The 19861-nt window shown below is 42.6% G+C and carries 16 protein-coding genes; 9 read left to right on the forward strand and 7 right to left on the reverse strand.

What is annotated here, in order from left to right; all coding sequences use genetic code 11:
- Nucleotides 1-30: 30 nt before the first annotated feature.
- From A5868_RS15550 to A5868_RS15565, 4 genes are all read right to left on the reverse strand, one after another.
- Entirely contained in the window at nt 31-1017 is a 987-nt protein-coding gene (locus A5868_RS15550; RefSeq protein ID WP_010778542.1) for a polyprenyl synthetase family protein, read from the reverse strand.
- On the reverse strand, nt 1014-1580 hold the full coding sequence (locus tag A5868_RS15555; protein ID WP_010778541.1) for a Gx transporter family protein: 567 nt from the start codon (nt 1578-1580) through the stop codon (nt 1014-1016). The genes A5868_RS15550 and A5868_RS15555 overlap by 4 nt, the downstream gene beginning before the upstream one ends.
- An 11-nt stretch (nt 1581-1591) precedes the next feature.
- Complete coding sequence (locus tag A5868_RS15560) at nt 1592-2005, reverse strand: NusG domain II-containing protein (RefSeq protein WP_086305402.1); 414 nt, start codon at nt 2003-2005, stop codon at nt 1592-1594.
- Nucleotides 2006-2135: 130 nt separating this feature from the next.
- Nucleotides 2136-4088, reverse strand: coding sequence for an FAD-dependent oxidoreductase (locus tag A5868_RS15565; RefSeq protein ID WP_086304658.1), 1953 nt, complete (start codon nt 4086-4088; stop codon nt 2136-2138).
- 256 nt (nt 4089-4344) lie between these two features.
- Between A5868_RS15565 and pplA the strand changes: the two genes are divergently transcribed.
- The 4 genes from pplA (at nt 4345) to menA (A5868_RS15585) (ending at nt 8971) form a co-directional block, all read left to right on the forward strand.
- A complete protein-coding gene (gene pplA, locus A5868_RS15570) occupies nt 4345-5250 on the forward strand; it encodes an extracellular electron transfer flavoprotein PplA (protein ID WP_010778538.1) in 906 nt (301 codons plus the stop codon).
- A 610-nt stretch (nt 5251-5860) separates the two neighbouring features.
- Nucleotides 5861-6925, forward strand: coding sequence for an FAD:protein FMN transferase (locus A5868_RS15575; RefSeq protein ID WP_086304660.1), 1065 nt, complete (start codon nt 5861-5863; stop codon nt 6923-6925).
- A gap of 1 nt (nt 6926) precedes the next feature.
- Nucleotides 6927-7880 carry a 1,4-dihydroxy-2-naphthoate polyprenyltransferase gene (menA, locus tag A5868_RS15580; protein ID WP_086304662.1) on the forward strand — a complete coding sequence of 318 codons (954 nt, stop codon included), beginning with the start codon at nt 6927-6929 and terminating at the stop codon, nt 7878-7880.
- Between the two features lie 104 nt (nt 7881-7984).
- Nucleotides 7985-8971 carry a 1,4-dihydroxy-2-naphthoate polyprenyltransferase gene (gene menA, locus A5868_RS15585; protein WP_086304664.1) on the forward strand — a complete coding sequence of 329 codons (987 nt, stop codon included), beginning with the start codon at nt 7985-7987 and terminating at the stop codon, nt 8969-8971.
- Nucleotides 8972-9062: 91 nt separating this feature from the next.
- On the opposite strand, the gene A5868_RS15590 is transcribed toward menA (A5868_RS15585), so the two are convergent.
- A protein-coding gene (locus tag A5868_RS15590; protein WP_441316144.1) for an IS3 family transposase occupies nt 9063-10483 on the reverse strand; the annotation gives its coding sequence in 2 pieces (ribosomal slippage) (nt 9063-10006 and nt 10006-10483; 1422 coding nt in all).
- Nucleotides 10484-10559: 76 nt separating this feature from the next.
- On the reverse strand, nt 10560-11990 hold the full coding sequence (locus A5868_RS15595) for a basic amino acid/polyamine antiporter (RefSeq protein WP_086304666.1): 1431 nt from the start codon (nt 11988-11990) through the stop codon (nt 10560-10562).
- Between the two features lie 499 nt (nt 11991-12489).
- Here A5868_RS15595 and A5868_RS15600 point away from each other — a divergent pair, with 499 nt between their 5' ends.
- Both A5868_RS15600 and A5868_RS15605 read left to right on the forward strand, forming a co-directional pair.
- Nucleotides 12490-13023, forward strand: coding sequence for a GNAT family N-acetyltransferase (locus A5868_RS15600; RefSeq protein WP_086304668.1), 534 nt, complete (start codon nt 12490-12492; stop codon nt 13021-13023).
- A 98-nt stretch (nt 13024-13121) separates the two neighbouring features.
- Nucleotides 13122-14816 (forward strand): hypothetical protein, encoded by a 1695-nt coding sequence (locus tag A5868_RS15605; protein WP_254911054.1) that lies wholly within the window; start codon nt 13122-13124, stop codon nt 14814-14816.
- 326 nt (nt 14817-15142) lie between these two features.
- On the opposite strand, the gene A5868_RS15610 is transcribed toward A5868_RS15605, so the two are convergent.
- Nucleotides 15143-16225 carry an iron-containing alcohol dehydrogenase family protein gene (locus A5868_RS15610; RefSeq protein WP_086304672.1) on the reverse strand — a complete coding sequence of 361 codons (1083 nt, stop codon included), beginning with the start codon at nt 16223-16225 and terminating at the stop codon, nt 15143-15145.
- 259 nt (nt 16226-16484) lie between these two features.
- On the opposite strand from A5868_RS15610, the gene A5868_RS15615 reads away from it, so the two are divergent.
- The 3 genes from A5868_RS15615 to A5868_RS15625 are packed head-to-tail and all read left to right on the forward strand — an operon-like array spanning nt 16485 to nt 19823.
- The gene (locus A5868_RS15615) at nt 16485-17936 is read left to right on the forward strand and encodes an ABC transporter substrate-binding protein/permease (protein ID WP_086304674.1); all 1452 of its coding nucleotides are present in this window, start codon (nt 16485-16487) and stop codon (nt 17934-17936) included.
- Nucleotides 17929-18651, forward strand: coding sequence for an amino acid ABC transporter ATP-binding protein (locus tag A5868_RS15620; protein ID WP_086304676.1), 723 nt, complete (start codon nt 17929-17931; stop codon nt 18649-18651). The genes A5868_RS15615 and A5868_RS15620 overlap by 8 nt, the downstream gene beginning before the upstream one ends.
- A gap of 20 nt (nt 18652-18671) precedes the next feature.
- Complete coding sequence (locus A5868_RS15625) at nt 18672-19823, forward strand: pyridoxal phosphate-dependent aminotransferase (protein ID WP_086304678.1); 1152 nt, start codon at nt 18672-18674, stop codon at nt 19821-19823.
- The last annotated feature ends 38 nt before the right edge of the window (nt 19824-19861 follow it).

The following is a 19861-nucleotide window of genomic DNA, read 5'->3' on the forward strand; positions in this document are numbered from 1 at the left end:
TTAGACAGACAATCTAACTTTTGGAGGCTTTTAATTAGTACGCAATAAAATTTGACGTGTCAAACGCTCTAAGGTTTCCTTCGTATTGAAATAATTATCCGGTAATTTGCGAATGTCCTTTAAGGCTTGATCCGTATAATCAGATGCCAATTGCTGCGCATAGGTCGTGCCGCCTAATTGATGAACCAGACGTTGGACAGCCAAAGCATCCTCAGCCGTCAGTTGATTTTTCTTTTCCAACAGGTGTTGCAATTCTTCGTTGTCCTGATTTATGGCATAAATCAAAGGCAGGGAATAGACGCCTTGACGGACATCCTCCAAAACGGGCTTGCCTAATGTATCGCTAGCCGCATCGTAATCGAGGAGATCGTCCATGATTTGAAAAGCGATGCCGATGTTTTGTCCGATCATTCCAGCTTTTTTGGCGAAGCGTTCACTATTCCCGCTCTCAAAAGCACCGACAGAACAGCTCAAAGCAAAGAGCTCAGCGGTTTTACCAGAAATATTTTCTAAGTATTCTTCTACTGTTTGATCTAATTTGTAACGATCATCCATTTGTCCCAATTCGCCATCGAGGATTTTTTCCATACTGCGGGAATTTAGCTGCAAGCTTCTCAGTGACGTTGAATAGTCCGATAATAATTTGAAACAGCAAATAAATAGATAATCGCCGGCGTATACGGCCGTGTCATTTCCAAAGGTCGAACGAATCGTCGGCAATCCACGGCGTAATTCAGAATCATCGACGATATCGTCATGGATCAATGTCGCTGTGTGCAGCATTTCGATCGATGCGGCGAGGGCCGTGGCTTTTTTTTCGTCCTGTTCGGGACCGAATTGAGCGAATAGAAGCTGATATGCCGGGCGCAGAAGCTTGCCGCCAGCATGGATCATATCCAGTACAGCAGATTCCACTTTTTTATTTTTTAATTTCACGACGTCTTCCATTAAGTGCAGTGTCGTCGTCAATTGCTTCGCAAGATCAGGATAATCTTGCCACATAGGATGAAGTTTCATTTTGGCTGGCCTCCTGAGCCTTTATTCGATTTCTTGGTCTGCTCATAATCTAATTGGAATTTTTGCAGCGCTCGTACATGCTTCAGTAGGTAGTTCCCAGCGATCCCGATAACGATCCCGGCAAGGATGCCCATGAAAGACATGACAGGCAAGTACAGCATGACCGTCCAGGATTGAGCGATCCAGCTAGCAACTAAAAGCTGACCCACGTTATGAAGAAACCCGCCGGCAGCACTGATACCAATGATGCTGACACGCTTAGGGCCGAGACTTTTGACGAGAAGCATGCCGAAATAACTCAACAAAGAGCCGCTCATACTATATAAAAACGTTGACACGGTTCCGCCTAAGAGGGTCGTTAAGATCAGACGCATCCAAATCAGGCGAAAGCTGTCGCGTTTTGGCATCGTAAAAATAGCAACGATTGTTATTAAATTGGCAAGTCCCAACTTTGCTCCTGGCGCAAATGCGAAAGGGGACGGGAACATATTCTCGATCAAGCCCAAAATAACACCTTGGGCGACGAGTAGGGCTATATAAATCAACTTTTGTGTTTTATTCATAATGAAGACAGCTAATAAATGACGCTGCCAGGTTCCCCTCCGTCTGAGGATTTGATTTCAATCAACAATTTATGAGGCAAGCACACGATGGTCTCGCCAGATTGGTCGATCCATCCGCGTCGAACACAGATTTGATCTCCACAGTCGGCTTCTTTGATTCGAATCCGACCATCTTTGACTTCGATCAGGTTATAATCTCTGTCTTTTTCTTCGTAACGATACGTGTAGGTTTGGGATTTATCAGATAGATCGAAGGTTTTGATTTCTTCTCCATCGACTGAAAGGACCGCTTCTTGTGTCGAGCTAGAGGCGCGATTCAGACTAAAGACCACGACAGGTGCAAAGGAGAGCAGCACAAGAAGAAGAATAATGAGGCCATCCCAAGGGCGCAGCAAACTATTTTTTGCAAGATCCTTCAGCTTCAACATAAACACCTCTTACTTGTTCTCTTGATTTGTAGGTTGATTCGGGTATAAATCTTTTCTTATCATAACATAAAGAAAGTTCTAAAGAGAAAAACAAGCCCTTTAGAACTTTCCTTCATTATTCATTCAATTAAATTGAATCGTTTTTTCCATAAATGGATCGTGGCGTACCATACCACCATTTGCCTGTTTTACGTTGAATCCAAGGAATCACCCAACGGTCAAGTCCTAAAGCACGACCAGAGCCGTTCATCAAAGCAAAGGCAACAAAGATAAACCAGATGTTGACCCAGTAGAACATGCCTGACAGACAGAAGACAACAGTCAAACCGATCGTCGCAGCACTTGCCAACCAAGTGAACAATCCGAAGATCAAGGCTAAAGCGATACCGATTTCCACAAAGGTCATGAACTTCTGCATGAACAATGCAACGTCTCTATTTGGCATCATAACTTCCATGATGTTTGCGAACCAGTGGGGCATTTTTTCAAAGACCGGCATTGGATTTTCACCAAAAGCATAGCTGAAGCCAAAATGTGTTGCTGTCGCAGCGGCATCTGTTGCACCGCCAGCAGCACCTGTTGCCGCAGTCGTTGCTTCGGCTGCATGAGCACCTGCCGCAGAAGCGCCAGTAGTCACTTGTTCTTGCAACCAAGGGAAAGGAAAGACCACTTTATCTGTAAACCATGAACCGTCTCCGAACCAAGAAGTAGGATTTAAATACTGACCGTCTCCAACAATTTTCTTCGAAGATTCGATCAACCACATTGAGCCATAGAAGACACGCAGTGGTACGCTCCATAAAACATTGCCGTAACGGGAAGAATGTCCACGCGTAACATTGCGATCATTCTTGATATGGAAGAATTCATGCATCATGTATTGGAACATGTAGTACCCAGAACGAATCGTGAAGAAGTACAACAGGTTCACTAAATGTTTTACGACGATCGCCAGAAAACCAGACAGGTGGAACTTGTCCATCAAGTTCGCGACGCCCCATTTAGAACCGATCGAAACCATAAATCCTTGATAATTGCTTTTGAATTCGTGTTTTGGTGTGTTCTTGATCTTCGCGACAATATTCGCTGCTGCCGTGTGTCCTGTTTGTTCCGCTGCTTGAACGATCTGCGGAGTAGGGCGGCCATCGCTGTTCTCTTCGTAATGAACCAAGTCACCGATAATATAGATGTCTTTCTCTTCGTAGCCTTTTGCTTGCATGTACTCGTTGGCGAATAACCGTTGCCCGCGCGCAGCTTCAAGTCCAAAGTCCGCCGCGTCAGAAGTTCCTTTGACTCCGGCAGTCCAGATCAAGGTGTTTGTAGGGATTTGTGAACCATCCTTCAAAATGATGTGATCTGCGGTCACTTCAGTGATAGGGGCGCCTTTTTTCAATTGGATGCCTTTTTTCATCATGAAGCGTTCTGCTTTTTCAGCATCTTTCCGATCCAGCATATTCAAGATAGTAGGAAGAGCTTCTACGACCATCAATGTAAATTCTTCAGGACGCAATTTGTGCTGTTTCGCTAAAACCGCTTTCCATTCCATCAATTCGCCGATCATTTCGATTCCTGTAAACCCTGATCCACAAACGACAAAGGTCAACATCGCGCGACGTTTTGCTTCATCTGGTTCTGCGGCTGCTTTTGCCACGGTATCTTCGATGTGTTTTCTGATCTTGATCGCATCTTCCATGGACCACAACGTAAATCCGTGTTCCTTCACGCCAGGAGTACCAAAGTCATTTGGTTCACCACCCATACCGATGATCAGTTGATCAAATGGGTATTTGCCTAACTTCGTTTTAACGATCTTTTTGTCTTTGTCGATCCCAGTAACTGTATCTGTCACTAATGAAACATTCTTCTGACGAGCAAATAAACGTTGTAGGTCGTATTGCACAGCCTCCGGTTCTACCCGTCCGCCCGCTACTTCGTGTAATTCGGTCATCATTGTATGGTAAGAGTGACGGTCGATCAAGGTGATCTCAACATCATCTTTTTTTAACTTCTTGGCCATAAATTTCGTTGCTGCAACACCTGCATACCCTGCACCCACAACGACAATTTTCTCTTTCGCCATTGATAATCCGCTCCTTTTAAATGATAATGACTGCACAATGAATATGTATTGATAATAAATGAACAATCGAATATATTATACATTTACTTTATTTCTTTGTCTACGGTAATTATTCTCATTTGATAATGGTGGTATTCTAATAATTAAATTAAAAACTAAGGTTATATGTAAAAAAACTATGTACAAAACTTGAGAAGTGATTTAGAATGATTCTTGTTTAATGAATCACAAAAAAAGAAAAAAGGTGGAGTTACTCATGAAAATGAAAAAAATAGTATCAGGGTTTGCTGTCGTTGCATTTTCTACACTAGCTTTAGCTGCTTGCGGCGGAAACAATGATAAAGACGCTGCGTCAAGCTCAAGTTCAACTGCAAGTTCTTCAGAAGCTGCAAAACCAGCAGAAAAAGAAGCAGGCGGCGATTTAAAAGACGGAACATACAAGCTTGAAGAAAAAAATTATGCAAATGGCTATCGCGTTGTCTTCGATATGACAGTTAAAGATGGCAAAATCACAAAATCAAATTATGATTATCTGAACGAAGACGGCAAATCAAAACAAAAAGATGCCGACTACGAAAAGAAAATGAAAGAAAAAACAAAAACTGGTCCTAAAGAATACATTCCAGAATTGAATAAATCTTTAGAACAAACGCAAAATCCAGATGCAGTTGAAGTAGTGACAGGCGCGACTCATTCAAGCGAAAGCTTCAAAAACTACTCTCAACAATTAGTACAAGCTGCTCAAGCTGGTAAAACAGATACGATTGAAATCGACAATGGTGCGGACTTGAAAGACGGCACGTACAAATTAGAAGAAAAGAACTATTCTAACGGCTACCGTACAGACTTCAGCATCACTGTTGCTGGTGGAAAAATCACTGAATCAAACTACGATAACGTGGACAAAGACGGCAAATCTAAAAAAGATGACGCTGACTACGAAAAGAACATGAAAGCTAAAAGCGGTGTAGGACCAAAAGAATACATCGAAGACTTGAACAAAGGCTTAGTAGAAAAAGGCGCTCCAGCAGATGTAGAAGTTGTCACTGGTGCTACTCATTCTTCACACGCTTTCCAAACATATGCCGCACAATTAGTAAACGCTGCAGAAAAAGGCAACACAGAAACAATCCAAGTAGACAACATCGTAATGAAAAAATAATTCCTTTATCAGAAGGGGATCTTAGAAGAGCTGGGGTTTCCCCGGCTCTTTTTGTCAGTCCAACTTTTCGCAGTGTTTAAAAATGTTGGACTGGTAAAGAATGTTAGCAAATAAAGCAATAATGAAGTTTAGTTGGATGATATGTCAGCGAACCTGTAGATAAATTTTGTCAAAAATTTATTTCCTAGAAGTTGAGATGACTGTCAGTTTTACTTCCTGCTTTAGCAGGTTAGTAAAATGATAGGCGTAACGAAAAAAAGACTCATTTTTCAAGGTTTTAGAAAAATGAATTCATAAAAACGGAGAGAGCTGTCAGTCCAGAATAGTGCAATCAGTATAAAATGATTATCAAGTAAAGCAATAATGAAGTTTAGTTGGATGATATGTCAGCGAACCTGCAGATAAATTTTGTCAAAAATTTATTTCCTAGAAGCTTAGATGACTGTCAGTCTTTTCTTAGTTGGCAATCAATAACTATCAAATGTTTATTACTATAGAAGAAACAGGACTCCTATTCCTGACAAAAAGTTTCTTAAAGTACTTTGAAAATAGGTTCAAAAAGGCTATGATAAGGTGAAAAAAATTTAGCTTTAGTAAAGGAAGTATGGAAGTGAAAAAACGAGCGTTAATTTTGGTTTTTGGTCTATTAACGATTTTTCTAGCGGCCTGCGGAGGCAGCAAACCGAAGATCAATCAAAAACCTTATGAAGATAAACAGTTTTTAATGGGTACATATGTCCAAATGCGCATCTATGATGATGGGAAAAAAGAGGTCTTGAAGCCTGCTTTTAAGCGGGTAAAAGAATTGGCGGATAAAATCACGGTCAATCAGAAGGGTTCCGAGATTGACGAGATCAATCAAGAGGCGGGCGTAAAGCCAGTTAAAGTTACCGATGATATGTATTATTTGCTGAAAGAAGCCTACAAATACAGTGAAGATTCAAAGGGCGGCTTTGACATGGCGATCGGCTCAATCACTTCGCTATGGCGAATCGGCTTCCCTGATGCGCGCAAGCCGGATCAAAGTGAGATCGATCAGGCCTTGAAGCTGGTCAATTATCACGATGTGGTATTCAACGACGATGAACAGACCGTCTTTTTAAAAGAAAAGAGCATGAAATTAGACCTAGGTGCCATCGCCAAAGGCTATATTACAGATGAAGTCGTGAAAGTTATGAAGGAAAATGGTGTGACTACAGCGATCATCGACCTTGGGGGAAATGTCTTTGTAATGGGAAACAGTCCTCGCGGAAATCAAAAAGAAGATTGGACTGTGGGGATTCAAGACCCGAACCAGGCTCGAAATGTCGTTTTGGGAAGTGTTCCTGAGACCAATATGTCACTAGTCACTTCTGGAATTTACGAACGCTATTTGGAAGTAGATGGAAAGACGTACCATCATCTGTTCAATCCGAAGACGGGGTATCCTTTTGATAACGATCTTGCAGGCGTAACGATCGTGTCGAAAAAATCCATTGACGGGGACGGTCTGTCTACGGCAGTCTTTTCAATGGGCGTGAAAGATGGGATGAAATACGTGGAGGATCTAAAGGATACGGAAGCTATTTTCGTTACACGCGATGACAAAGTCTATGTGACCTCTGGCCTGAAGGATGTTTTCGAGCTGAACAAAGAGGCAGGCTATACGATGGGCGACGAGAAGGATATGAACTAATATGACAAGAGAAAGCTTTTTTGATCTAGTAGAAATACGCACCAAATTAGCAAGTCTGTTTCCATTTATAATTGCGGTGCTGTTTGCGAATACGTATTTCCATTCCTTCCATTGGGGAAAAACGTTCTTTTTCTTCTTTGGGATGCTGGCTTTTGACATGGCAACGACCGCCATCAATAATTACATGGATTTTCGCAAGGCCCACTCAGAAGAATATAAATATCAAGAAAATGTTATCGGAAGAGACAAGCTTTCTGAAAAAACCGTCGTACTGATCATTTTTGGACTGATCGGTTTCGCGGCAATTGTAGGGATCACCTTGGCAATTCAAACGGGCTGGCTGTTACTTGTCATGGGCTGTGCTTGTTGTTTTATTGGTGTTTTCTATACATTCGGTCCGATTCCGTTATCTCGGATGCCGTTAGGTGAAGTGTTCAGCGGGGTAACGATGGGACTGGGGATTTTTGCCATTACGATCTATATCAATTCGTATGATAAGAAACTATTCTTCATGGAGCTGGATGTGCAGCATTTTGCGATTACCGGAAGTACCACCGCAGCGTTGGCTGTTATCTGGGCATCATTGCCCTTGATCGCTACGATCGCAAATATTATGCTGGCTAATAATATTTGCGATCTGGAGCAGGATATTACGAATCACCGATACACCTTGCCGTTTTATTTGGGTAAAAGAAATGCGGTGATCTTGTTCAATATTCTTATGTACAGTTCGTACATCGCGATTGTTATTGGATGGATCGCTGGGATTTATCAGTGGCCGATCCTCTTGACTTTCCTGAGTTTAGTGAGGGTCTATCCCCAGACAAAGGCATTTACAAAAGAACAGATCAAAAGAAAAACCTTTATATTTTCGATCAAAAATTTGGTCGCCTTCAATAGCTGTTACGCGATAGGTCTTGCTGCGACCATTCTCTTGCAGATTTTTATTGGCTAAATAGACATACACCACAGGCAGGTGGAGCCGTCACTTGCCTGCTGGTGTAGTCTATTTTTATGTATATATCTAGAAAAAAGGAACTGAAATGGGGAATTGACACTATGGAGAATATGAAGGACTTGAAACACGCCTCTAAAAAAATGACGAAAGAACATTTCTTTGAGCTTGTGCAAATACGCACAAAGTTCGCTGGGATTTTTCCTTTTGTCATAGCTGTGCTGTTTACGAATACCTATTTCCATTCGTTTCATCCAGGAAAAACAATGATTTTCTTTTTCGGGATGTTCGCTTTTGATTTGGCGATCACAGCAATCAATAATTATATGGATTTTAAAAAGGCCCATTCAGAGACCTATAAGTACGAAGAAAACATTATTGGACGCGAAAATTTGTCCGAAAAGCAGATTCAACGACTGATTATTGGTTTAGTAGGGTTTGCGGCGATCATAGGGCTCGTATTAGTTGTCCAAACGGGTTGGATGCTGTTGCCGATGGGAGCGGCTTGCTTTTTTGTTGGCGTGTTTTACACGTATGGTCCCATTCCGCTGTCACGGATGCCTTTAGGAGAAATCTTTAGTGGCGTGACGGAAGGGTTAGGGATTTTTGCGATTACGATCTACTTGAACACCTACGACCAGCGGCTTTTTTTCATGGAGCTAGACATGGATCACTTTGCAGTGACTGGTGAAACGAGGGCTGTATTGGCCGTCATTTGGGCAGCGTTGCCTTTGATGCTGACGATTGCGAATATTATGCTGGCAAATAACCTGTGTGACTTGGAACAAGATATTCAAAATCATCGGTACACGCTGCCTTTTTATATCGGACGTGAGTGGGGGATTCGCTTATTCAATGGGTTGATGTATAGCTGTTATGGCGTGATCCTTGTTGGAATGCTCGCTGGCATCTATCAGTGGCCGATTCTGCTGGTTTTTGTCAGTCTGGTAAAAGTGATTCCTCAAACCGCCCGCTTCACTCAGGTACAGATCAAAACTAAAACATTTCCGATGGCCGTTGAAAACTTGATTGTCTTCAATAGCTGCTATGCGGCAGGGCTTCTGATTACGATGATTTTACAACGTATATAAAAAAAACAGCGATCAATGAAGTGACCCCAAAAAGTTAGACTTATTTCGGAGTAGATTTCTCTACTCCGTTTTTTGTTTGTTAAGCTGGCAATTATGCCGCTTTCTGTGCAGCTTTTCGAAATTGAACAGGGCTTTTCCAGTTCAATTTCTGTTTCATCCGGTGATTGTTGTAGTAATAGATATAGTCATCGATCGCCTTTTTTAGTTCATCAAAACTGTGATAGGTTTCTCCATGAAAGATTTCTTGTTTCAGAAGACTGAAGAAGTTCTCCATGATTGAATTATCTAAACAATTTCCTTTGCGAGACATACTTTGAAAGATTTTCTGTTTCTTTAGTTCTTGACGATAGTCCTTCATTTGATAAGCCCAACCTTGATCCGAATGGAAGGTGCGGCGATAGGGGCAATCAGCCGTGATCGCGATGGCTTCTTCTAAACCTTCCATAATTGCCAAGGCATTCGGCTTTTCTGAAATGCGGTACGAAAGAATCTCGCTATTATATATGTCCATGAACGGGTCTAAGTATAACTTTCTTTGTCGGATCACGCCTTTGGTATCTATTTCAAAATACTTGAATTCTGTTGTATCGGTCGTAATTTTTTGATGACAAATGCTCGTGTAAAAATGACGACGAATTCGGTGTTTCGCCACTTTGCCGACCTTTCCTCGGTAAGAGCTGTAGCGACGTGATTTCCGTGTGTAGGAACGGACTTCGATCCCTAGTTTTCGAATCAAACGTTGAACTTTCTTTTTATTGACATGAAAGCCTCGATCTTTTAGTTCGTTGGTCATTCGTAAACAGCCATAATCTTTGTGTTCTTTACGAATACGAAGCATTTCGGCTTCGATTCTTTGATTGGGATTTTCTCTGTCAAATCGTTTTTGCCAGTACATAAACGTCGCTTTAGGAAAGTTCAACGTCTCAAGAAGCTCAACTAATTTGAATGATCCTCGGAGGCTGTTGATGATTCGTGCGATTGATTCGTTCGTCTTTGTTGGGCTTCCTGTTTTCGCAGCTTCCTCAGCTCTTTTAAAAAGGCATTTTCAATCTGAAGGGAACGCACTTGTTTTTCTAATTCTTTAATACGGTCTTGTTCTTCCGGTGTTGACTCAATTGAACGTTTCTTTTTCTGTTCTTTTTTCTCAGCCAAGGCGGATGGACATCCTTTCGTTTTTGTGAGTCCATCGATACCATCATCCCGAAATTTTCTCATCCAATTGGCAATGAGAGACGGATTATTCATTTTAAGTACATTGGCAATTTCACGATAAGACAGCTCACTAGTTTGATATAACTCTATCGCATCCAACTTAAATTGAACAGAATAATTCGCATTTTTACGTTTTCTGAGAAGACCTTCTTCGCCAAATTCCCGGTAGGAGTTCACCCAATCTAGTATTTGTCTCCTATCCTTAACCGAATGTATCTTTGCTAAATAGCTATAACCACCTTTCCCATCTAAGTATTCTTGAACTACTTTCAATTTGAATTCAAAACTATATTTAGCCATAAAAATACCGACCTCCAAGAGTTAGATTTTGGTCTAACTTTTGGGGGTCGGCTCACAATTGATTCGCTGTTTTTTTTTACATTAATTGGATCAAAAAAGTCACAAGGCTCACGACGCCTAAACCGGTCACGAGCACAAATAGAAGTTTGTCTCGTTTGGTGGCGAAAATCGGACGGAGGTACGTATGGCTGTTCCATAACCAAAAGACAATGCCCAACGCATAAATACCGATGCAATAAAGTAAATTTAAAATGCCAGAGGAATACAGCATATAGATGCCATAGAGGATCCCGCCGATAGCTAACACTTGTTGTCCTTTATGTTTTTTCCCTTTCGCGATCTGCCATAAGAAAGCGGCAGACAAGACATAAGGGACGAGCACCATTGTTGTTGCCGTGTCGGTCACCGCTTGGAAGGCATCCATCGCCCAACGAGAAATCAAAAAGACGACCTGCATGATCACACCGTTCAGGATCAAGGCATTTACTGGTGCGTTTTGTTTATTGGCTTTTCCTAGGAAAGCGGGGAACATTTTGTCCTGTGCCGCATCAAATGAAATTTCCGCTGCTAAGATCGTCCAAGAAATCCAAGCGCCCAATACGGAAATTATGACACCGACATCGATCATATGAGCCGCCCAAGGGCCTGTGGATGCCCGCAACACACCGCTCAATGAAGGGCTTGGCAAATTCGCAAGCTGTTCCTGCGGCAATGAACCAAAGCTCAGCATCACGATCAGCACGTAGATCGCAAGCGTCGTGCTGTAGCCGATCAGTGTCGCGCGGCCCACATCCCGTGCCCGTTTCGCACGACCAGATAGGACAACGGCGCCTTCGATCCCGACAAATACCCACATGGTTTGGAGCATCGCGTGGCGAATCTGAGTGGGGATTCCGCCGAGTTGTTTGCCATTCAGCCTCATATTTTTAGCGAAGATGTCCATTGAAAATGTCTGGTACTTAAAATGAATAAACAACAGAAAAATCGCCATCAAGATGGGCACCACTTTTGCACTCGTGGCGATGGTGTTTAAAAGACTGGCTGTACGAATTCCGCGAGCGACTAAAAAGACCACGCCCCAGATCATAAATGTCCCTAAAAATAAACCGATTCGACCGCCCGAGCCGCCGATCGACGGGATGAATTTGCTCAATGCGTCTAAGAATAAAATAACGAAAGATACATTTCCGATTATATTACTCAGCCAATAGCCCCAAGCGGAATTGAAGCCGACATAATCGCCAAAACCGTCTTTTGCATAATAATAGATTCCCCCAATGATCTCTGGTGTCTCCTTTGAAAGAGTCTGAAAAACTTTAGCGATGAAGAACACACCGATCCCAGTGATCAGCCAGGCAAGCAAGGAAGCAACGACCCCCGCTGATTGGGAAATACTGCTTGGTAAATTAAATACACCGCCGCCAAGCATCGAGCCGATCACGATCATGCTCAGTCCTAGCAGACTCATTTCTTTTGTATGATTATCCGGCATTTGATTCTGATCCATAACTTCTCCTTTAATCCATAGGCATAGACGTATCTTTCGAAAAACGAAAAATGCTCTTTATTTAGTGAACTACGGCTTCTATTGAAACACTCACTTTCGTTGTGACATTGAAAATGGAGGATTCAAGAAACACAGTTTCTATATAAGCATACTTATGCAAAAATAACCAGAAGTAGGGGGTAAAACTAATCAGTTTTGCCTTAAATAATTGCCATTTTCTTTTAATAGGATTCAAGGAATACGGACAAACAGGTAAAATCCGCAAATTCACATCTTTTTAAACAAAAAATAGTGCTGTATAAATGAGAAATAACTTTGTATAAAAATGTAGCAACGTGTTATTGATGCCATCGTGATGTCATGTTTATGGAGGGTTCAAGTAAGCCTCGCCTTCGCAGATAAGTCCTTATTATTTTTAAAGTTTTGTCGTAATCCTTTTGGAACAGGGTGTTTTTTTATAGAGTGGAGTGTTAGAATTGGGACAGCGAGGAGGTCTATGATGAATATTAGAGCAGCAGTACCCGCGGACGCCGCGTCTTTGGCCGCGATTTATGCACCTTACGTTGAAGAAACGACAATTACTTTTGACTATAACGTACCGAATGCGAAGGATTTTGTTCAAAAAATCGCAGAAACTAGTGAAAAATACCCTTACTTAGTGGCAGAAGAAGAGGGACACATTTTAGGCTACGCGTATGCGCATGCTTATAAAGAACGAGCAGCTTACGACTGGGCGGTGGAGGTCAGTGTTTATGTAGACCGTGACAAACGTGGCAATGGTGCAGGAAGAAAACTATATCAAGCGTTAGAAGCAACGTTGAGAAAGCAGAACGTGGCGATTCTAACAGCATGTATCACAGGCGGAAATCAAGCCAGTATTCATTTTCATGAAAAATTAGGGTATCGCGAGGTCGCGAATTTCCCTAAAATCGGCTATAAATTTGAGCAATGGCTAGATGTCATTTGGCTGCAAAAGTTTTTAATGGAGGTAGAAGGGGAAATGCCGCCTTTTATCCCTTTCCCTGAACTATGAACCTTATAAAACGATGGCACCTGAATACGAAAAAAGAAAAAATCCTTGTTGGTTTTGTTGTTTTAGCAATTCTTTTTCGGCTTCTGATTGCTGTAGAGATGCCTGTCAAAGTGTATATGCAGGCAGGGTATGATGACGCGCTATCCATCAATCAGGCGTTGAACATTTTAGCCGGTAAGTGGCTAGGACCCTACAATGCAGGGATATTGACTAAAGGATTGTCTTTTACCTTCTTTTTACTAGTGAATCATTTTTCAAGGCTGTCATATCCGCTCTTTTTATGTTTGATCGATATGCTCGCAGCAGTTGCGATGGTGAAGGCGTTAGCGCCGCTGATTAATAATAAGTACCTAAGTGCTTTTGGCTTCTTATTTCTCATTTACTCACCAGCGACTTTAGCCTCCGATTTTTCTTTGCGAATTTACCGAAACAGCTTAGTGTTTGCGGCTGTCCTCTTTGTTTTGGCAGGGATCTTAGGGCTGTATTTACGAAGGAAAGACACGATCCATCAGCGCCTTCCGTGGTCGATCCTGCTAATGGCAGCTTTTCCTTTTTTCTGGTTTTTACGAGAAGATTCGATTTGGTTGGTTCCTTTCTATGTCGTCGCTACGGTCTTTACACTTTTGGGTATCCTAGCGGGAAAAGGACCGCTGGGTGGGTCACCGAAGGAAAAGATTCGTACCTTTTGGCAGTCTGTAAAAACGACGAAAAAAAGAAAAATACTTGGGAATTTTTTACTTTTAATCGCACCTGTTTTATTTACGGTCGGTGAGTCCTTGCTGATCTCCAAGATGAATGAAGATCATTACGGTATCTTCACAACGAATGATCGAACAAAGACATCCTTTGCCAAGATGACGGAACATCTGATCCAAATTGATAATCGCGGGTATGATACACCAGAGATCGCTGAAGACAGCGGGATATGGGTGTCGAAAAAAACATTCGCGAAGGCGGAGGAAGTCTCACCGACATTTGCGAAGTACCATCAAGGGATTCACTGGATGTTGAACGACTCAATCTGGCCTGATTCTTGGCCTGTCAAAAATGGCGAGCTGCCTGGAGACATGTTTGTCTGGGGCTTAAGGGAGATGTTCCAGCGAGAGGGTCTGTATAAAGATGGCCGTGAAAACGAAAAAGTCTTTAAAAAGATCAATCGTGAACTGGAGCAAGGATTCAAGTCTGGGCAGTTAACCAAGAAGAATATGCTTTTCGTCTCAAAACAAAGCAATGGGAAAAAACTGGAAGATCTGGGCAAAGTAGCAAATTATATGAAAGCTGGAATCATTGAGACTACCCTCTATAAAAGCTATCAAACAAGTTACGGGGGTTCGATCTTCGTGCCAGAGCAACCTGCGGAAAAAGTCCTGGACTTGGTAAATGTACGTTCTGTTTCTACTATTAAAAAGGGCATGGAGGCAGAAGCGAAACGAACGCGGCCAATCGTACGAATCGTCAATGGCATGATCTGGATCTACCGTATTCTTTCTCCTCTATTAATGCTGATCAGCTTGGGGATGTTCATCTTGTCGACGTACACCTACGCTAAAAAGAAACAAACGCGGGCTGTTTTGTCAGAGTATTTGATCATAGTTCTTGGTCTGCTGCTGACGTATGTTGTCTATCTATTTGGCGTGTCGTGGTTCGCTACTTGGGCACCGAAGGGAAAGGGCTTGTTCATGTTCTTCTATACTGGAGCGGGCGTTCCTTTGATCCAAGTCCTTCAGTTGTTGGGCCTTTCCTTAATGATGAGAAAGGCAGAAGGCGACCTTTTTATAAAGAAATTGGATTGAATGAGGGTCGTCTCACAGTATTCTAATCAAATTCAATAAGAATTGTTACGAGCCTATACCAATGGTTTGCTATCCTTGCATTGTAAACGTAAGGAGGGCCCTAATAGAGCAATGAAACAAGAGAAGAACACTTCGAAAAACGGAGTAAAAACCACTGACTTTCTAGTAGAAATGTTGGCGTTGTTCATCCTGATTTCCTTAACTATTTATGCCATTAGAACTGGGAAACTTTTCTAAAAAAGATACGTTTCATTCGTATCTTTTTTTTGCACTTTTTTTCAAGCTAGACCAAAAAAGCGGAACTTGTCAAAACAAGTTCCGCTTTCTTATTTTTTCATCAAGGACTCCAGAGCTTTCATTTTTTCAATGACGAGCGCTGGTGTGATCGTTTCCTTCATTAAATGGATCATCTCGCCGGGGGCACAAGCACGTTCTCCCACGGCTTGATAGTCTGCCTCTGACAACTGCAAGGACATATCAGCCAAACTCGTTGGCAAATTCAATTGATGATAAAACGGGAGCAGCCGTTGGATCTCTGCTAGATTGTCCTCGATCATCAATTGAACTAAAATTCCGTAGGCGACTTTATTCCCGTGAAGCTGCTGATGGCTCTCAGGCAAAACGGTCAACGCATCGTGGATCGAGTGCGCGCCTGCTGTCCGCCCATATTCATCGCCAAATCCGCCGACCATGCCCGCCAGTAGAATGTTTGCTTCAACGACATCGACAAAGGCTTGATTCAGTTCGTTCTTCGCCATTGCTGATAATGCGTCGGTACTCTTTTCTAAAAGAATCCAGCGGCACTTTTCAGCGGCAAAGGCTGCGACTTGAACCTCGACAGGAAGTACCTCCAATTGAGAAATGATGGCGTGAGATTCATACCATTTCGCGAGCGTGTCACCGATCCCTGCGATCATCAATTCACGAGGGGAGTGCAAAAGAATGGTAGGATCGATCAAAACCAGATCACTGGCCTTTGGAAAAATATCATACCGCAGCATAACGCCCGCCTCATCATAGACGACACTTAATGGGGTATAAGCAGCACAGGTTGCAGCCAACGTTGGCAAAATAAGGATCGGCAGCTGTGCTTTGAACGCGACAAACTTTCCTAAATCAGCCACTTTTCCGCCACCGACTGCCACGATACCGTCAAACTGTTCCCTCTTGCATAAAGACGCAAATTCTTCAGCGGCAGAATCCGTACATTGACCGCCATAATAATGAAACGTTTTTGTTATTGATAGCTCAGGGAAAAAGGATTTTACGGACTTCCAAGAGGTGTCGCCATGGAGGACGAGAATGTTTGTGATCTTTCTTCTATTTAGGTGGGATTCTAAGGAATTCCAGGCATTGATTTTTAGTTCATATTCCTGTGGTGCACCACGTACAATCAACTGTTTGGTCATCGAAAAACTTCTTTCATTATTTTTTTAGATAAATCTTTTTTTATTATAATAGTTGTGGTAGTATAAATGCAAGTTGATTTTGAATATTTATTCTATAAATATCTGCATAGTTATATTATTATTCATAAAGTGTCGGCAGGAGGTTTTTCCACCTGCGATCTTGCAACAGCCTTAATCGCGCGGATCAAAGAATAAAGATCAAAATTGATAATTGCATTGAAAAGAGTGAATCAGGAGATAAGAAGAAGGAGTGGGACGGATGAAAAAGAAAATTGGTGCGTTGATCACCGTGCTGTTCGTGTTGTTGAGTATTTTACCGGCAACCGCACAAGGAGCAGAAAAAGATGAAATTTACGAACGCATTCAACAAAGCGGGGAATTGGTCGTTGGTCTATCGGCAGACTATGCGCCTTATGAATTCCACGCAGAAGTGGATGGAAAAGATAAAATCGTTGGCTTTGACATATCGATTGCAGAGAAAATCGCAAAGGATATGGGGGTCAAACTAAAAATCGAAGAACTCGGTTTTGATGCATTACTCGGTGCCTTGAAGACTGGAAAGATCGACTTAGTTATTTCAGGGATGTCTATTACTGAGGAACGGTTAAAAGAAGTAGACTTCTCTGATCCGTATTTTGTCGTTCAGCAAAAGGTACTGGTTCGTAAAGGAGACAAAAACAGATTCAAAACGACCGCTGATTTTGATGGATTAGCCGTCGGAGCTCAAAAACAAACGACACAAGAAGACCTCGTCAAAAATGAAATGACGGGGGCAGAACCAACCTCTCTGCAAAAAGTGCCCGACCTAGTCAATAATTTGCTGAATAAAAAAGTGGAAGCCGTTGTGCTGGAGCAGCCAGTAGCTGAAGCCTATGTACAGCAAAGCGACAATGTGGAGCTGGCACCAGTGAAATTTGAACAAGGTGAAAAAGTGACCGCGATTGCGATGTCAAAAAACACCCCAGAATTGAAGAAGCACGTCAATGCCTCGATCAAAACGATCAATGATGAAGAACTTCTGAAAGGCTATCAAAAAGATGCCAATGAATTAATGTTTCAAGGAGACCAATCTTTCTTGCAAAAATACGGTCCATACTATTTGAATGGGGCGAAATATACCATCTTATTAGCATTTGTTGGTGTACTCTTCGGATTGATTTTTGGTAGTTTGCTGGCGTTGATGAAGTTAAGCAAAAGCAAGATCTTGAAGGCTCTTGCAGTAATTTATATTGAATATGTTCGGGGAACCCCGCTATTGGTTCAGATCTTTATCGTTTACTTTGGTACAGGCGTATTAGGCCTAGATTTATCCAAACTTCTAGCCGGCTGTATCGCCGTTTCATTAAACAGTGCGGCTTATGTGGCAGAAATCGTCCGTGCCGGGATCAACGCGGTGAACAAAGGTCAGATGGAAGCGGCGCGTTCCTTGGGGATGAATCAAAAAGAAGCGATGCGGTTTATCGTTTTCCCACAGGCCATCAAGAACATTCTCCCAGCATTAGGTAATGAATTCGTGACGATCATCAAAGAATCCTCAGTCGTTTCAGTCATCGGGGTGTCCGAGCTGATCTTCCAAACAGGAGTCGTACAAGGAGCCAGCTTCAAGCCGTTCTTACCCTACGTGCTCGTTTCGCTGATTTACTTCGTAATGACCTTCTGTATTTCCCGTCTATTGGGATTAGTTGAAAGGAGAATGGGCTTAAATGATTAATGTAAAACAACTATCGAAAAGTTTTGGCGACAATGAAGTTTTAAAAGCCATTGATTTAACGGTCAAAGAAGGCGAAGTGGTAGTCATCATCGGTCCTTCAGGAAGCGGGAAAAGTACCATTCTGCGTTGCTTGAATCTTTTAGAAGAGCCGACTTCTGGCGAGATCTTTTTCGAGGGGCAAAATATCACAGCACCCGACAGCAACATCGATCAAATTCGCCAAAAAATGGGTATGGTTTTTCAAAGTTTCAATCTGTTCCCGCATATGAGTGTAGTAGAGAATTTAACGATTACGCCAGTAAAAATCAAAAAAGAAGATCCGACAAAGGCCAAAGAACAGGCATTAGCCCTGTTGGATCAAGTAGGCTTAAAGGAAAAAGCAGACAGCTACCCTGCGAGTTTGTCTGGCGGGCAGCAGCAGCGGGTGGCGATCGCCCGAGCTTTAGCAATGAATCCAGATGTGATGCTATTCGATGAACCAACCTCCGCCCTTGACCCGGAAATGGTCGGCGAAGTGTTGGCGGTTATGCAGGATTTAGCCAAAAAAGGCATGACGATGGTCGTCGTGACCCACGAGATGGGCTTTGCGAAAGAGGTAGCGGACCGTGTGATCTTCATGGCGGACGGCATCATTCAAGAAGAGGGGACACCAGAAGAAATCTTCGAGCATCCGCAAAACAGCCGGACACAGGATTTCTTAAATAAAGTATTGTAAGCAGAGGCGGAGGAACCAGGATGAACAAAGATAAAATTGCACAGCGCTTCCAGCAGCCGGCAGAAAATTTGCTGATGAAGATCGCTGTTTTAGCAAAGGAAAAAGAAGATATTATTGATCTGTCGATCGGTGACCCAGATTTGATCACCAATCCAAAAATCATTGAAGCGGCCTATACAGACGTAAAAAAGGGCGCCACAAATTATACGGCACCGGATGGCAGTAAAGAATTTTTAACGACAGTCGTTGACTTTTATCAAAAAAAATACGATTTGAGTTTTCAGATCAATCAGGTTCGAGCAACCGTGGGGGCTCTTCATGGAATGTACCTCGTCATGCAAGTCTTGCTTGATCCAGGTGATGAAGTGATCATCCATGAGCCTTATTTTTCACCCTATCGCGAACAAGTTGTTTTATCTGGCGGAACGCCCGTTTTTGTCCCGACCTATGAGAAAAACGACTTTCAATTAGACGTGGCAGATTTAAAAGCAGCGATTACAGATAAGACGAAAGCAATCATCATCAATTCGCCAAACAATCCTACAGGCGCGGTTTTCTCTGAAGAAACGTTGAAAAAAATCGCGGAGGTTGCTATTGAAAATGACTTATTCATTATTTCTGATGAAATCTACGAGGATTTTGCTTTCAAAGAAACATTTGTCCCGATGGCGCGTCTTGCCCCTGAAAATACCATCACCATCAGTGGAGTGTCGAAGGGCTTTGCGATGACTGGCTGGCGACTAGGCTACATGATCGCACCCGCCTATATTAATCAAGTCGCCGGCATGATCAATGAGAGCATCACGTATTCGGCACCGACAGCTTCTCAGCGCGGCGGGATCTATGCGTTGAACCATTATGAAGAACTCGTGCCGCCGACAGTCGAGATTTTTAAGGAACGATTGACGTATATTGAAAAAAGAGTGGCAGAGATTCCTTATTTATCCTTGCGTTCCGTGACGGGCAGCATGTATGCGTTTATCAATATCCGTAAAAGCGGGCTAGATTCAGTGACGTTTGTTGAAACGGTCTTGGAACAAAGCGGCGTGTTGTTTGTTCCCGGAAAAGCCTTTGGTGAAACGGTGGGGGACGACTATATTCGCTTGGCAGCGACACAACCATTAGAGGTATTGGCGGAAGCTTTTGATCGTTTGGCGAAGCTGCATTTTTAAGCTCTTCAAACTCGGCACGTTTTAAGAGGTATACGGCT

Source organism: Enterococcus sp. 12F9_DIV0723 (assembly GCF_002174375.1).
In the GTDB taxonomy this organism is placed as follows: domain Bacteria; phylum Bacillota; class Bacilli; order Lactobacillales; family Enterococcaceae; genus Enterococcus_A; species Enterococcus_A gilvus.